Raw genomic sequence first — 13,540 nt, 5'->3', positions numbered from 1 at the left:
CGCATTTTGGTTTTAAGGCGTTAATATCATAACGATTTATAGCGGGGTATGAAACTTGGTCTATAGTTAATTGTGAATCGATATAAAAATAAGATCACGAGCAATGTCAGATAAAAGAGTATTTGTAACCGCTGCAGAGGTCGCAGCTGAATTGAATAAGGGAATGGTGATTGCCAAGCGATTGCTGCTCATTGCGAGTAACGCTCGTGCGTTGGCGCTCAGAGCGGGTGAGAGCGCAGCGGGTTTTCGCCCAATTACCGACTCAATCGACGACTTGGTGCGAACCACACTGGATTCGTCCAAAATCATCAATGGTAAAGCGCAAAGGTTAAGCCGTATCGCAACCGCGGAAAACCGTTCAGCGTTGGCCTTGTCGAAATACCACGTTGTTTATAGTAAATATTCAGATGCTGATCATATATCCAGTATCGGGCCTGCTTATGAAAAAACCCGCAAGAAGCACATGTTGCTCATTACGGAGTTTAGGAAAGAAGCTAAGGCGCTCAATGACCTCCTTCAAGAGCTCTATAGTGAACTTCGTACGGCACAAATTATTTCGACGATGTTGAGCGTAGAGGCATCTCAAGCTGGGGAGCTCTATCAAGATCAGCTCAATAGTATTGCCTCTAGTGTGTCGGAATCGGCGAACGCGATTCAAAAGCATGTATCTCAATCCCTCAAGTTGTTTTCAGAATTAACAAAGGCTGTTTATGCAATCAAAAGTACTCTTTAGCGAAGGCTCGCACCGTTGGATTGTGTTTGGAAGAGATCCAGACAAGCCAGACAAAATCATCGACACCAACCAATACATGATAGCAAACAGAAACGAAGCCATATTGCTTGACCCAGGAGGCATAGAGTTGTTCTCCGCTATGTTAGGCAGCGTTGTGAAGGAAGTGCCAATAGAGCAAATCACCCATTTGTTTGCTTCTCATCAAGATCCAGACATCATTTCTTCTCTTGGTTTGTGGGATCAAGCGCTAGAGTCAGCCAAATTGCATTCCCCTTGGTTATGGGAAGGGTTTATCCGTCACTATGGGATGGAAAAGATCCAGTTTGAGCCTATTCCTGATGAGGGCCGAAGCATTATTATCTCTGGGCTTGAAGTGCAGTTTGTTCCAGCGCATTACATGCATTCATCGGGTAATTTTTCTGTTTACGATCCCGTAGCCAAAATCATGATGTCGGGTGACATTGGAGCCGCGCTAGATGCGGCGGATGCGCCGATGTTCGTAACCAATTTTGATGAGCATATTCCTAAAATGGAATACTTCCACCAACGATGGATGCCGTCTAACAAAGCGAAGTCGCGTTGGATTGATAGGGTGAGCAAGCTGGATATCGACATGATGTGTCCTCAGCATGGTGGCATATTTAAAGGGGACGATGTAAAGCGATTCTTGGATTGGTTAGATAAGCTTGATGTAGGGGTTGCAATTAAATAGTCCATTATTCGAATTAGAACACGTGTTAAATGGGTATGCTAGAGCGGTAAGGTTCAAAGCTAAGGTGTCTGGCCTAAATGCTTTGAACCTTTTTTATTGTATGATATTAGGTTGTTCAATACGATGTTGAGCTAAATAATAAAAAATATAATCCATATGATAAAGTACTATCTGATTCATAATATATTTGGCCTGTTAATGGGTTTGACGGTTGTTCTACTATGTTTTATGTAGTACCTTTCGTGCCATATTAATAGTTAACAGCTATTTAGAATTATTCTAGCGCTTATAAGTAACATTCGGAGCAAAGACATGTGTCTTGATAACAACTTCTTCGACCAAAGGGATGAATGGTTGGCTCAACAAGCACAAAATGGAGCAGTGCGACTTTTTGATTTTTGTTTAGATTTTGGCTTCAAATACGAAAACTTAATCTTTGCCGGTATTTTGGAGCAAATTCAGTCCCGTGAATCGAAATCTTTGGTGGATTTTAAGTTGACGGAAAAGGGCAGCAGCTACGTGGACTATGAATTTGAAACTTTCATGGTTAAGGGTGCTCAGTTAAATGAGTTAGCCGCGTATGTTGAAGAGTTTTTCCTAAACCAGTTTTTACGGACGGCTTAGAGGAAAAAGGCTCTAGGCAAAAAAACAGATGGCTTTAGGCGGAATGCATCAAGCAAGAGGTTTGATGTTGGGGGCGCGGTTAAAGCTTAGATAGAAAAATCAGTTGTTCAAAAAAATGCGCCTCTGGTTTAGGCGTATTTTTAAGTGAACGACTGAGCTTAGCACTAAAAGCGATAGTTCATTGCAATCATTGGGCCATAGAACTGGAAATTGACACTTAAGTCGCCAGTATCGTCACCGTAGTCTAAGCCGACCTCGTAGTAACTGTAAGACCCTACAACGTCTAGATTGTCGGTAAAACTGTATTGAACACCAAGTGCCGTGTCTATTAGAAGCCCTCTGATGGCTTGGTATTTAATATAGAAAAACTGCGCGTGAGAGACCAAGCTCCAATCTTTATTAATGTCGTAAGCGCCGATTAAGCCAAAGTTGGGAAGCGGTGCGGTAACGGTTTCAAAGACAGAACGCTCGACAGGAATAACATTCCCGGTGTCATTTGCTCTATAACCTAATTCTCCACCTAGCCCGACTTCAATGCGCATGATGTGCAAACCTGCTGTGGCATCTATCTCCCAATCACCCTCATCGAAAAATGTGTACGCGTAACCCGCTCGGGCAACGTCGATGTTGAGTGTCGAGTTTAGGCGAGCGCCAACTTGTACTTCATAATCTTTGCCATCAATAGGAATGACAAAAGCTTTAGATATTCCTTCTATCGTCGCGTTTCTATGTAAGCGACGCCAGTCAAAAAAGACGGTGTGAGTGTCGTTAAAATCGTATGCGAAATATAGATACGGTGAGATCTCTCGGTCTTTTAACGCTAAGTCGTCTTCTAAATCCAGTTTAAACTCTTGAGATAAATCAGTGGAGTAAACACCAATTTGAGTATTCGCTTGAGAGAATAACCCGCCAGCAGAAACATGAAACTCACCCGCAACACTGCTGGTGGCAAAAATGCCGGTTGATAATGCAAGAGTAGAGAGCGCTACAGCAGAAGATAACAATGTCCGTTTGTTACTCATAAGCTAACTTTCCTTGTCTATAATGTTGTTATTTATTGCTTTTAGTTATCATACGTTATGATTTCACTGTTATCCATAGTGTTTGTGACATTGTATTTTATCATGCGATAAGCGCCAGTATTTGATAAGCATTAGCGGCTCGGTTAGCATGGGCTGGTGACTCTATAGGAACAGGTATGGCTTTAACTCTTTATTTAGTACGCGGTTTACCCGGTTCAGGGAAGTCGACCTACGCCAAAACGTTGGGTGCGGTGCATTTAGAAACGGATATGTTCTTTGTGGATAAGCAAGGCAACTATCGATTTGACGCTAGTGTGCTGTCGCAAGCGCATGAATGGTGCCAACAAGAAACAGAGCAGCAGCTCAAGCAACATCATGATGTGGTTGTGTCTAATACATTTGTGCAGCATTGGGAAATGAAAGCTTACTTGGTGCTGGCTAGAAAATACCGAGCAAAAGTGGTCGTGAGTATTTGTACAGGCAATTATAGCAGCGTCCATGATGTGCCGTTGTCTACCATCGAGAACATGCGCAAGCGCTGGCAGGCATAAAAAACCGTTTTGTCGGTTGCCTGTTAAGGGCCCTAACAAAACGGTTCCACACTAAGTTATTACTGCTTAGCCAATGACAATTTGTCCTAATACATAGCCAAGGCAACATGCCCCGATCACGCCAATTAAACCTACCGACATGAATGAGTGGTTAAAGTACCACTTACCAATTTTTGTGGTTCCGGAGGTATCAAAGTTCACCGTTGCAATGTCTGACGGGTAATTCGGAATGAAGAAGTACCCGTATACTGCAGGCATCAAGCCAATCAGCAAGGCAGGATCTAGCCCCAAGCCAAGACCAACTGGTAACATCATACGTGCGGTTGCAGCTTGAGAGTTCACCACAACAGACACAATGAATAGCGCGAGTGCGAATGTCCATGGGTAGTTGGTGACCATTTCAACAATACCTGAACGGAACTGAGGCATGGCATACTTGAAGTAAGTATCAGACATCCAAGCGATACCGAAGATGGCAATGGCCGCCACCATACCAGACTTAAACACCACGCCGTTAGGCACGTCTCTTGGGTCAGTTTTAGTAGCAAGCAGGATGACACCACCAAACGCCAACATCATCATTTGAATGATGACAGACATCTTAATAGGTTTGTCGCCGTCCACGATGGTTCTGATCTCCGGCACCATAGCAATAACAACAATGGTGAGGATAGCGCCAAGGAAAATAAGAACAGCATTACGTGCGGTGGTTGGCAATTCTTCATCTAACGAAGTAGACGTTGTATTTAGGATCTTTTCTTTCCAAACCGGATCTTTTAAACGCGCTTGGTATTCTTCATCATCTTCTAACTCTTTGCCGCGTTTTAGGCTGTAAAGAGACATAAGAAGGGTACCGAATAACGTCGCTGGCACTGTAACCATTAAAATGGATAGTAATGTGATCTCATGTTGGATATCGGTTAGTTGTGCTAGGTAATACACCACGGCAGCGGAAATTGGCGATGCGGTGATCGCAATTTGAGAAGCAACGGACGCTGCCGCCATTGGCCTTTCTGGTCGTATGCCGTTCTTAAGTGCTACATCACCAATGATTGGCATAATTGAGTATACGGCGTGGCCTGTACCCAATAAAAACGTCATGGAGTAGGTCACAAACGGGGCAATTAAAGTGACTCGCTTCGGGTTAGCGCGAAGCAATCTTTCTGCGACCTGCAACATGTATTTAAGGCCACCAGCGGCCTCTAAAATGGACGCACAAGTTACAACGGCAAGAATGATCAACATAACTGTGATTGGCGGGGAAGTTGGCGGCATCTTAAAGATGAACACCTCTACTACTAAACCAATACCAGAAACCACACCAAGGCCTATGCCACCATATCGAGAACCGATATAGAGCATGACGAGTAGGAACAGGAACTCAAAATACAACATCTGTATATCCTTATTAATTTACGATAGTTGTATTTTCCTCCTTAAAAGCAAATAATTATCTAGTTCTCCTCACATTTAATATGGGAATAAATTCGACATTTATTATATCAGAAGCCAGTCACGCTATAGCGAAGGAAAGTTACCGACTTATAAGGGGCTTGTGTTTGAGATGTAAATATTGCTTTGAATTTTGGATGCAAAAACTCAGTATAATTCGTTATCTTATGCAGTAATGTTCACGACAAAATCTAGGTTGGTTATTATAAAACCACAATGCGAGCAAAAAAAAGCCGCTTCAAAATCGAAGTAGCTTAATATTAGAGTTAAGGCTAAAGGCGTTGGGCTCTAGGCTTTTTCTTTCCGCCTCTAGCCTTCCGCCCATAAACTCCCTAACTTGCAGTACTTAAATGCTGTTTCATGAAGCGAGTAATGTCTACCATATCTTGAATCGCAATAAATTCGTTCGTGGTGTGTACTTTAGACATACCAGTAGACAGGTTGACCGTTTTTAAGCCTTTGCTATTGAAGATGTTTGCATCACTGCCGCCACCTGTTGATTTGGTCATGGCATCGATGCCAATAGCCGCAAAGCTTTGTTTAACGTTTGCTACATGGGCGTCTTCATCGGCAATTTTGTAGGCGTTGTATGCGCGAGTAGATACAATTTCCACTTCTGCACCGTGCTTGTCTGCTGCTGCGCGGAAGGTCGCTTCCATATGCTCAACTTGCTTTGCTAACTTTTCGTCATTTAACGAGCGTGCTTCTGCTTCAATGTACAACTCAGGCATAACGATGTTGGTTGCTTGACCGCCTTTTACCACACCGATGTTTGCCGTGGTTTCTTCGTCGATACGAGCTAGGTTCATACCATTGATTGCATCAGCGGCAACATAGAGCGCATTAATGCCTTCTTCAGGCGCTAAGCCAGCATGCGCTGGGCGACCTTTGATGGTGACTTTCAGGTTTTGCTGGCCAGGAGCAGAAGTAATGATGGTACCGATAGGGCCGCCTGAATCAAGTACGATAGCGCAGTCAGATTCGATGTGCTGCATTTCAAAGTTCTTAGAGCCGTGTAATCCACCTTCTTCATGAACAGTGAAAGCAACCTCAACAGTTTGATGTGGGAGAGACTCTTCTTGAATACAGCGAACGGCTTCAATTAATGCAGAAATACCCGACTTGTCGTCACCGCCTAGAATGGTGTCGCCTTTAGAACTTATGATGCCATCTTCGATGATAGGTTCGATGCTGTTGCCCGGCGATACAGTATCCATGTGCGCGCTTACTAAAACGCTACCCGGAAGTGTGCCAGCTAATTTACCGTAAACATTGAAACCATTTGAAATGTCGGCAGGAACGTCAAGCTTTTTAACTTCAAAGCCTAATTGGCCAAGTTGCTCAGCAATTTCAATCGACATGGCTTTTTCGTTACGTGATTCGCTGTCGATTTTTACTAGATCAATAAAGTGTTGGATCAGTCTATCTTGATTAATGGTGGTCATTTCTTATCTCTCTCACTTAATTTGACTCTACTTTACGCGATCAAAATGTGATTTAAGGCTGTTTAGATCAATAAATTATAAAACTTAACGCTAGACAAGTTAGACTTGGTAGCCAGATATCCCAATAAACATTACCAGCTTGAATGTTTGTATGGCTAAGATATTAAGCATGTTGATGTGAGTGGCAGTTCTCAGCAAATTTAGCTTGCACTGTGCTAGTGTTAAGAGGAAAGGGTTTAGAGGCGAAGCGATGAAGAAGTTATTGATATTAATTGTGATCTTAGCGCTAGCAGGTGGCGGCGCGTACTATTATTTCTTCATTATGATGGCGGAAGAGGTGGTCGAAGAACCAGTAAAAGAGATGGACGCGCCCATAACAGAGGGCGGGATTGACCTCGGTGCCATTATGCAAAAAGAAGAAACAATGAAACCGGGGGAATATTACGTTACCTCGAGCAGCTTAAACGTAAGACGAGAACCCAATAGCCAAGGCCGTATTTCCACCGTGTTAGACATTGGTACCAAGGTTGATGTGCTAGAGGTGAAAGAGGGCTGGGCACGAATCAGTGAGTATATTGAGTTTGTGGATGGCGAATTGGCTCAGTGGGTTTCCACCGATTTCTTGGCCGATGAAGTTCCAAGTAATATGGCGCAGGTACGTTCTGGTCGATTAGAAATAAAAATCAAACATTCCGACGATTTTATGGATCACCGCGATGTGTTTATGAGTGTATCGCAAAAGTTAATCGATACCGGGCAATGTACTGATGATGATTTCGCCCAAACCAAAGGCTGGCTCGTGTCTACGGTATTCTCAGAACGAAGTGTGTATTACACCTATTGTGGAGGGTTGGAAAGAGACGACAAAATCTATCTTGATACCGAAACGAAAGAAGTCTTTTCACAATAGGCGCTGTGACAGATTCTGTGTAACGCCCATTTTACTAAAAACATTAATATAAGCAGCCGAATTCATTGGCTGCTTTTTACAGCAAGTATCAATTTTCATATCATGCTGCCTTAATAAATATCTTTTAAACCAGCCTTTTATCTCGCCCTTCCTTTTTTGTAACATTTTATTTACATCTAGATGCGTAATGCTCATCTTTCTCAATTGACGATCGAAACTTTTCTTTTTGCCTGCTGCCGTCCATTTTTTTAAAAGCAAAGTAGTAAGAGTTAAGTACTAAAAGCGAAGTGCTAAAAGCTAAGTATTAAATACTAAGCCCAAAGCTTCTCGCTCATAGCTCTACCTAGCTTTTAGAACTTAGCCCTTAGAACTCCGCTTTCAACATTGATAAAAGGAAAGATAATAATGGATGGATTGAACCCTTTAGGCACAGACGGTTTTGAGTTTGTAGAGTATACCGCCGCGGATCCACAAGGGATTGAAGCGCTTAAAACTCTTTTCTTTCAGCTTGGTTTTACGGAAGTCGCCAAACATCGATCAAAGCAAGCGTGGTTGTATCGACAAGGTGACGTCAATTTTATTGTCAATGCGCAGCCGCACAGTCAAGCCGAGAAATTTGCCGAGCTTCACGGCCCGTCAGTTTGTGGTATGGCATTTCGTGTTAAAGATGCCAATGTGGCAATGGCGCAGGCGTTAAACAACGGAGGTACCGAATATCGAACAGAAATCGGGCCGATGGAACTCAGCATTCCTGCTATTTATGGCGTGGGGGAAAGCTTGCTCTATTTTGTTGACCGTTATGGTGACCATGAAATTTACGATGTGGATTTTGTTTTCTATCGTGACTACAAGCAAAAAGTGGCCGAACACAGTGTGGGTTTGTATGAAATAGACCACCTTACCCATAACGTCAGGCAAGGGCAGATGGACGTATGGTCTGGATTTTACGAGCGTATCGGTAACTTTAGAGAGATCCGCTATTTCGACATAGAGGGCAAACTCACAGGGTTGGTTAGCCGCGCCATGACCGCACCTTGTGGCAAGATTCGAATTCCCATCAATGAATCTTCCGATGATAAATCGCAAATTGAAGAGTTTATTCGTGAATATAACGGCGAGGGCATCCAACACATCGCGATGACAACTGACGACATTTATCAAACCGTCTCGACGCTACGCAGCCGTGGTATGGACTTTATGCCGACACCAGATACCTATTATGAAAAAGTGAATGAACGCGTAGAGGGACACAGTGAAGATCTTGAACAACTGAAACGCTTAAGAGTACTGATAGACGGGGCGCCAATGAAAGACGGTATTTTGCTACAAATCTTTACTCAAACCGTAATTGGCCCGGTCTTTTTCGAAATAATTCAACGCAAAGGCAACGAGGGTTTTGGAGAGGGTAACTTTAAAGCTTTGTTTGAATCGATCGAGGAAGATCAAATACGCCGAGGGGTACTGGACGATGCATAAACCTTTTCAGTTCCCTATCCGGCAAGGCACCTGTTCGCGCCAAGCCCATGCGGATTTTCCAGAGCAGGCATTGTATGAACGTGAAGCTGGACGCAGTGGTTTTTTTGGTGCGGCGAGTCATTTCCATCATCAACACGCTCCTACGGGTTGGCACGACTGGGAAGGGGATTTACGCCCACACAGCTTTGACTGTACCAAGCTTGAAGCCAGTGATAGCGTCTGCCCATGGAACGTGCCAAATGTGTTAGAAAATAGCGACTGCAAAATTCGTATTTGGACATTAACTGAGTCGATGTCTGATTTAGTAAGAAATGCCGATGGCGACGATGTGTTGTTTATCCATCAAGGGAAAGCGGAACTGTTTAGTGATTATGGTCACATGAGCGTCCAAGAGGGCGATTATGTGGTGATTCCTCGCTCTACCAGTTGGCGCTTGGAAGTCGTAGAGCCGTTGTTTGTGCTCATGATAGAAGCCACCGAGGGCAGTTATGGCTTACCCGATAGAGGCTCCGTCGGCCAACATGCGGTATTTGACCCGGCAGTTTTGGATGTGCCGCAAATTAACGACACGTTTAAGGCGCAATATAGTGAGCAGCCCACTAAGGTTCTCATTAAACGTTTTGGTCGTGTTACCACGGTGAGTTACCCATTTAATCCGTTGGATGCCATTGGCTGGCATGGTGACTTGAGTGTGGTTCGGCTCAATTGGCGAGACATACGTCCTTTAATGTCTCACCGATATCATTTACCGCCCTCAGCCCACACGACCTTTGTCGCCAACGGCTTCGTTATTTGTACCTTTGTACCACGGCCTATAGAAAGCGACCCTGGCGCACTTAAAGTGCCGTTTTATCACAGTAACGACGATTACGATGAAGTGCTCTTTTATCATCAAGGGGATTTCTTCAGCCGAGATGGAATAGAACCGGGCAGCGTGACCTTGCACCCTCTGGGTTTTCCTCACGGGCCTCACCCTAAAGCATTCGCCGCGGGGCAACAATACACCAAGAAATTTACTGACGAAGTGGCGGTCATGATAGACACCCGTCAGTCATTAACGGTGACTGAGGCGTTTAAAAAGGTCGAGAATCTTGAGTATGTAAACAGTTGGAAAACGCGTGTTTGACTTAACAAGGGAGATAACATGAAACTAGCCACTTACGATAATGGTACACGAGATGGTCAACTGATGGTTGTATCTCGCGATTTGTCGCGTTGTTTGAACGTGTCTAATCTTGTCCCGACAATGCAGGCTTTACTGGATGAATGGGACAAACACGCTTTTCAACTGCAAGCCATGTACGTCACCATGAATCAAGCGTGTGAGACGGGCAATGCTGATGACTATTCGTTATTTGAACAAACCAAATGCTTGTCTCCGCTGCCGCGAGCCTACCACTGGGCTGATGGTTCAGCCTATGTGAACCACGTAGAGTTAGTACGACGAGCAAGGGGAGCTGAAATACCCGAGTCGTTTTGGACAGACCCACTGATGTACCAAGGCGGTTCTGATACATTTTTAGCCCCAAGGCAAAACATTCCATTAGCGGACAGTAATTGGGGCTTAGACTTTGAGGCAGAAGTGGCGGTTATCACCAAAGATCTTCATGCTGGTGCATCTCACCGTCAAGCACAAGAGTCGATTTGCTTAATGATGTTGGTTAATGATGTCTCTTTACGTAATTTGATTCCTAATGAATTAGCGAAAGGGTTTGGGTTTTATCAGTCTAAACCTTCTAGTGCCTTTTCTCCCGTAGCCGTAACGCCGGATGAGTTAGGGCTGGCATGGCACGGTAATAAGGTGCATTTGCCACTTCGAAGTTACTATAACCAGGCGTTGTTTGGTTACCCGAATGCAGGGCAAGACATGACGTTCGATTTCGCAACACTCGTGGGGCACGCCGCGAAATCTCGTGGTTTGTGTACGGGCACCATTATTGGTTCGGGCACTGTCTCAAATAAGCAAGATACCGACTATGGTTCAAGCATTGATCAAGGCGGCGTTGGTTATTCGTGTATTGCGGAATTACGCATGATAGAAACCATTTCAGCAGGCTCTCCCTCGACGGCATTCATGAAAATAGGTGACACTGTCGCGATTGAGATGCTGGATGAAAACGGCGACTCTATTTTTGGCCGAATAGAGCAGGAGGTGGTAGGTGCTGACCCTTTATGATTACTGGCGTTCCTCTGCGAGTTACCGGGTGCGTATTGCGCTGGAGGTGAAAGGGCTCGAATACCAAAAGATAGCGGTGAACATAGCACCAGGGGCGGATGAACAGCTTACGCCTGAATATGCCAATCTGAACCCGAGTAAATTAGTGCCTTGCCTAGAACATGGCGATCTGAAATTGCACCAGTCATTGGCGATGATTGAATACTTAGATGAATTAGCTTCGCCCAACTCTGTGCGGTTAATCCCACAAGATGGAGCATTGCGTTTTGAAGCTAAATCGTTGGCACTGGATATTTGTTGCGACATCCATCCACTCAATAATTTACGGGTATTGAAACAGTTAAATAGTCAGTTTGAAACCAATGAAAAGCAAAAGCTGCAATGGTATACCAAATGGTTAATCGAAGGGTTTATACCGCTTGAGGAACGGTTATCTCGCTATGAAGGTAAGTACTGCTTGGGTGACGCTGTCACTATTGTGGATTGTTGTTTGATCCCACAATTGTATAATGCTCATCGTTTTAACTTGGATATGACGCACTTTCCGAGGCTGAGTGAGATTGAACAAAACTGTTTATCATTGGCGTCTTTTGAGCGAGCGGTTCCTTCGAGCGCAGGTCAATAGGCTTGGTTAACAAAGCAGGTTAATAAAGTAAACAGCGGTGATTTGGCCATTGTGGAAAGAAAAAAGGAGATCATATGATCTCCTTTAATATTTTGAGCTGGCTTACACGATTAATCGCGGAAGTTCTCGTATTGGAACGGTTGGCCTAATTCGCTTTGCTTAAGCAGAGCAATAGCGCCTTGCAGGTCGTCACGCTTTTTACCGGTAACGCGTACTTTTTCACCTTGAATCGAAACTTGTACTTTCAGTTTCGCATCTTTGATCGCTTTGACGATCTTTTTAGACATTGGGGCATCGATGCCTTGCTTAAACTGAATGTCTTGGTTCCAAAGCTTGCCAGACGCATCCGATTTTTGAGATTCCATTGAATTAACGTCAATGCCACGCTTAGTCAAATTGCCACGTAAGATATCGCGCATTTGTTTAAGTTGGAAATCAGCTTCAGCAGATAATTTTACGACTTCGTCTTTTAATTCGAACGTTGCTTTCACGTTGCGAAAATCAAAACGAGTAGTAATTTCACGGTTTGCGTTATCAACAGCGTGACGCAGTTCGACCGTATCGATCTCTGAAACAATATCAAAAGAAGGCATGAAGTTGTCCTTATGCTTGAGTTCTAAATTTGATTGCAGATGCTAACATATCTAGCATCTCTTCGGTATGGTCCCAGCTCAAACATGGATCGGTTACCGAACAACCATATTTAAGGTTATCAAGGTCGTTCATTGGCTGATTGCCTTCCTCGATAAAGCTTTCTGCCATGATGCCTGCAACCTGATGAGAACCGCCGCGGATTTGGTCACAAATGTCTTGTGCGACTTCAAGCTGTTTACGGTGCTGCTTTTGGCAATTCGCGTGGCTGAAGTCGACAACCAAACGTTCTGGCAGGCCGACAGCCGCAAGTTGCTCACAAGCATTCGCGACAGACTGGCTATCAAAGTTCGGGCCTGTATCGCCACCACGAAGAATAACATGACCAAACGGATTACCTGCGGTGCGGTAAACGGTCATGCGGCCGTGTTTGTCTGGCGAGTAGAAGTAATGCTGCGCTTTGGCTGCACGAATCGCATCGATGGCGATTTTCACGTTGCCGTTAGTGCCATTTTTGAAACCCACTGGGCATGAAAGAGCAGAGGCCATTTCACGGTGAATCTGTGATTCAGTGGTACGTGCACCAATGGCACCCCAAGTAATCAAATCCGCAATGTATTGGCCTGTGATCATATCTAGAAACTCAGTCGCGGTGGCTAAACCAAGCTTGTTGATATCAAGCAGTAACTTACGTGCTTTGTTTAGACCAGTTTCCAATGCGTAAGAACCATCTAGATTTGGATCGGTAATTAGCCCTTTCCAGCCAACAATGGTACGAGGCTTTTCAAAGTATGTGCGCATAACAATGAAGAGTTCGTCTTTGTATTGGTCTTGGATGTTGCTTAAGCGACGAGCATAATCAAGTGCGGCTTCTGTATCGTGCACCGAGCATGGGCCAACGATAACGAGAAGACGGTGATCGTCGCCAGTTAGAATAGCTTCAATTTGGCGGCGAGATTGAGCAATTCTTTCTGCAACATCGTCCGTGATAGGGTGAGCTTGAACCAATTCAGCGGGAGTTGGCATTGGGCCTAGAGGCTGGGTTCTTAATTCATCTGTTTTTAATGGCATTTTCGCGCCTGCTTATTACTGCAAAGGCGTTAAGATAACGGAAATGGGCCGTGGAATAAACCATGATTATCTGATCAGGCTTAAATCTTAGTTAAATCGATTAATAATTTAGTCAGAATATAGCGGGATTAGTATCAGATTATGATTCGAAT

14 protein-coding genes are annotated in these 13,540 nt (G+C 44.3%); 9 read left to right on the top strand and 5 right to left on the bottom strand.

Annotation, left to right across the window (positions count from 1 at the left end; all coding sequences use genetic code 11):
- The first annotated feature begins 103 nt into the window (after positions 1–103).
- The 3 genes from QWZ04_RS02650 to QWZ04_RS02640 all read left to right on the top strand — a co-directional run bounded on the left by QWZ04_RS02650 (position 104) and on the right by QWZ04_RS02640 (position 2,069).
- A complete protein-coding gene (locus QWZ04_RS02650; protein ID WP_290324662.1) occupies positions 104–733 on the top strand; it encodes a chemotaxis protein in 630 nt (209 codons plus the stop codon).
- A complete protein-coding gene (locus QWZ04_RS02645; RefSeq protein WP_290324660.1) occupies positions 711–1,445 on the top strand; it encodes an oxygen-binding di-iron domain-containing protein in 735 nt (244 codons plus the stop codon). Before QWZ04_RS02650 ends, QWZ04_RS02645 begins: the two co-directional genes overlap by 23 nt.
- 312 nt (positions 1,446–1,757) lie before the next feature.
- Positions 1,758–2,069, top strand: a complete 312-nt coding sequence (locus QWZ04_RS02640) for a hypothetical protein (protein ID WP_290324658.1) — start codon at positions 1,758–1,760, stop codon at positions 2,067–2,069.
- 164 nt (positions 2,070–2,233) lie between these two features.
- Here the strand turns inward: QWZ04_RS02640 and QWZ04_RS02635 are convergent, their stop codons facing one another.
- Positions 2,234–3,091, bottom strand: a complete 858-nt coding sequence (locus tag QWZ04_RS02635; protein ID WP_290324656.1) for a hypothetical protein — start codon at positions 3,089–3,091, stop codon at positions 2,234–2,236.
- 176 nt (positions 3,092–3,267) lie between these two features.
- Between QWZ04_RS02635 and QWZ04_RS02630 the strand changes: the two genes are divergently transcribed.
- Positions 3,268–3,642, top strand: a complete 375-nt coding sequence (locus tag QWZ04_RS02630; protein WP_290324655.1) for an ATP-binding protein — start codon at positions 3,268–3,270, stop codon at positions 3,640–3,642.
- A gap of 66 nt (positions 3,643–3,708) precedes the next feature.
- On the opposite strand, the gene QWZ04_RS02625 is transcribed toward QWZ04_RS02630, so the two are convergent.
- On the bottom strand, positions 3,709–5,037 hold the full coding sequence (locus QWZ04_RS02625; RefSeq protein WP_290324654.1) for an anaerobic C4-dicarboxylate transporter: 1,329 nt from the start codon (positions 5,035–5,037) through the stop codon (positions 3,709–3,711).
- A gap of 389 nt (positions 5,038–5,426) precedes the next feature.
- Complete coding sequence (locus tag QWZ04_RS02620; protein ID WP_290324653.1) at positions 5,427–6,539, bottom strand: M20/M25/M40 family metallo-hydrolase; 1,113 nt, start codon at positions 6,537–6,539, stop codon at positions 5,427–5,429.
- A 250-nt stretch (positions 6,540–6,789) separates the two neighbouring features.
- Here QWZ04_RS02620 and QWZ04_RS02615 point away from each other — a divergent pair, with 250 nt between their 5' ends.
- The 5 genes from QWZ04_RS02615 to maiA all read left to right on the top strand — a co-directional run bounded on the left by QWZ04_RS02615 (position 6,790) and on the right by maiA (position 11,726).
- Positions 6,790–7,449 carry an SH3 domain-containing protein gene (locus tag QWZ04_RS02615; RefSeq protein WP_290324652.1) on the top strand — a complete coding sequence of 220 codons (660 nt, stop codon included), beginning with the start codon at positions 6,790–6,792 and terminating at the stop codon, positions 7,447–7,449.
- Positions 7,450–7,851: 402 nt separating this feature from the next.
- On the top strand, positions 7,852–8,925 hold the full coding sequence (gene hppD / locus QWZ04_RS02610) for a 4-hydroxyphenylpyruvate dioxygenase (protein WP_290324775.1): 1,074 nt from the start codon (positions 7,852–7,854) through the stop codon (positions 8,923–8,925).
- Positions 8,918–10,051, top strand: a complete 1,134-nt coding sequence (locus QWZ04_RS02605) for a homogentisate 1,2-dioxygenase (protein ID WP_290324651.1) — start codon at positions 8,918–8,920, stop codon at positions 10,049–10,051. Before hppD ends, QWZ04_RS02605 begins: the two co-directional genes overlap by 8 nt.
- A gap of 18 nt (positions 10,052–10,069) precedes the next feature.
- Positions 10,070–11,101, top strand: a complete 1,032-nt coding sequence (locus QWZ04_RS02600; protein WP_290324650.1) for a fumarylacetoacetate hydrolase family protein — start codon at positions 10,070–10,072, stop codon at positions 11,099–11,101.
- The gene (maiA, locus tag QWZ04_RS02595) at positions 11,085–11,726 is read left to right on the top strand and encodes a maleylacetoacetate isomerase (protein ID WP_290324649.1); all 642 of its coding nucleotides are present in this window, start codon (positions 11,085–11,087) and stop codon (positions 11,724–11,726) included. Before QWZ04_RS02600 ends, maiA begins: the two co-directional genes overlap by 17 nt.
- A 110-nt stretch (positions 11,727–11,836) precedes the next feature.
- On the opposite strand, the gene QWZ04_RS02590 is transcribed toward maiA, so the two are convergent.
- Complete coding sequence (locus tag QWZ04_RS02590; RefSeq protein WP_102521398.1) at positions 11,837–12,319, bottom strand: YajQ family cyclic di-GMP-binding protein; 483 nt, start codon at positions 12,317–12,319, stop codon at positions 11,837–11,839.
- Positions 12,320–12,329: 10 nt separating this feature from the next.
- The gene (locus tag QWZ04_RS02585; RefSeq protein ID WP_290324648.1) at positions 12,330–13,388 is read right to left on the bottom strand and encodes a 3-deoxy-7-phosphoheptulonate synthase; all 1,059 of its coding nucleotides are present in this window, start codon (positions 13,386–13,388) and stop codon (positions 12,330–12,332) included.
- Positions 13,389–13,540 lie beyond the last annotated feature (152 nt).

It is taken from the genome of Vibrio tapetis subsp. quintayensis, from assembly GCF_030409945.1.
Taxonomy (GTDB): Bacteria; Pseudomonadota; Gammaproteobacteria; order Enterobacterales; family Vibrionaceae; genus Vibrio; species Vibrio quintayensis.
This window is presented reverse-complemented; position numbering and strand designations above follow the sequence as displayed.

What these genes read in the sequence shown, in the direction of transcription:
- QWZ04_RS02615 (WP_290324652.1), top strand. Translation starts at nt 6,790, where the DNA reads ATGAAGAAGTTATTGATATTAATTGTGATCTTAGCGCTAGCAGGTGGC.
- QWZ04_RS02625 (WP_290324654.1), bottom strand. Translation starts at nt 5,037, where the DNA reads ATGTTGTATTTTGAGTTCCTGTTCCTACTCGTCATGCTCTATATCGGT.
- QWZ04_RS02605 (WP_290324651.1), top strand. Translation starts at nt 8,918, where the DNA reads ATGCATAAACCTTTTCAGTTCCCTATCCGGCAAGGCACCTGTTCGCGC.
- QWZ04_RS02650 (WP_290324662.1), top strand. Translation starts at nt 104, where the DNA reads ATGTCAGATAAAAGAGTATTTGTAACCGCTGCAGAGGTCGCAGCTGAA.
- QWZ04_RS02635 (WP_290324656.1), bottom strand. Translation starts at nt 3,091, where the DNA reads ATGAGTAACAAACGGACATTGTTATCTTCTGCTGTAGCGCTCTCTACT.
- QWZ04_RS02620 (WP_290324653.1), bottom strand. Translation starts at nt 6,539, where the DNA reads ATGACCACCATTAATCAAGATAGACTGATCCAACACTTTATTGATCTA.
- QWZ04_RS02640 (WP_290324658.1), top strand. Translation starts at nt 1,758, where the DNA reads ATGTGTCTTGATAACAACTTCTTCGACCAAAGGGATGAATGGTTGGCT.
- QWZ04_RS02600 (WP_290324650.1), top strand. Translation starts at nt 10,070, where the DNA reads ATGAAACTAGCCACTTACGATAATGGTACACGAGATGGTCAACTGATG.
- QWZ04_RS02630 (WP_290324655.1), top strand. Translation starts at nt 3,268, where the DNA reads ATGGCTTTAACTCTTTATTTAGTACGCGGTTTACCCGGTTCAGGGAAG.
- QWZ04_RS02590 (WP_102521398.1), bottom strand. Translation starts at nt 12,319, where the DNA reads ATGCCTTCTTTTGATATTGTTTCAGAGATCGATACGGTCGAACTGCGT.
- QWZ04_RS02585 (WP_290324648.1), bottom strand. Translation starts at nt 13,388, where the DNA reads ATGCCATTAAAAACAGATGAATTAAGAACCCAGCCTCTAGGCCCAATG.
- QWZ04_RS02645 (WP_290324660.1), top strand. Translation starts at nt 711, where the DNA reads ATGCAATCAAAAGTACTCTTTAGCGAAGGCTCGCACCGTTGGATTGTG.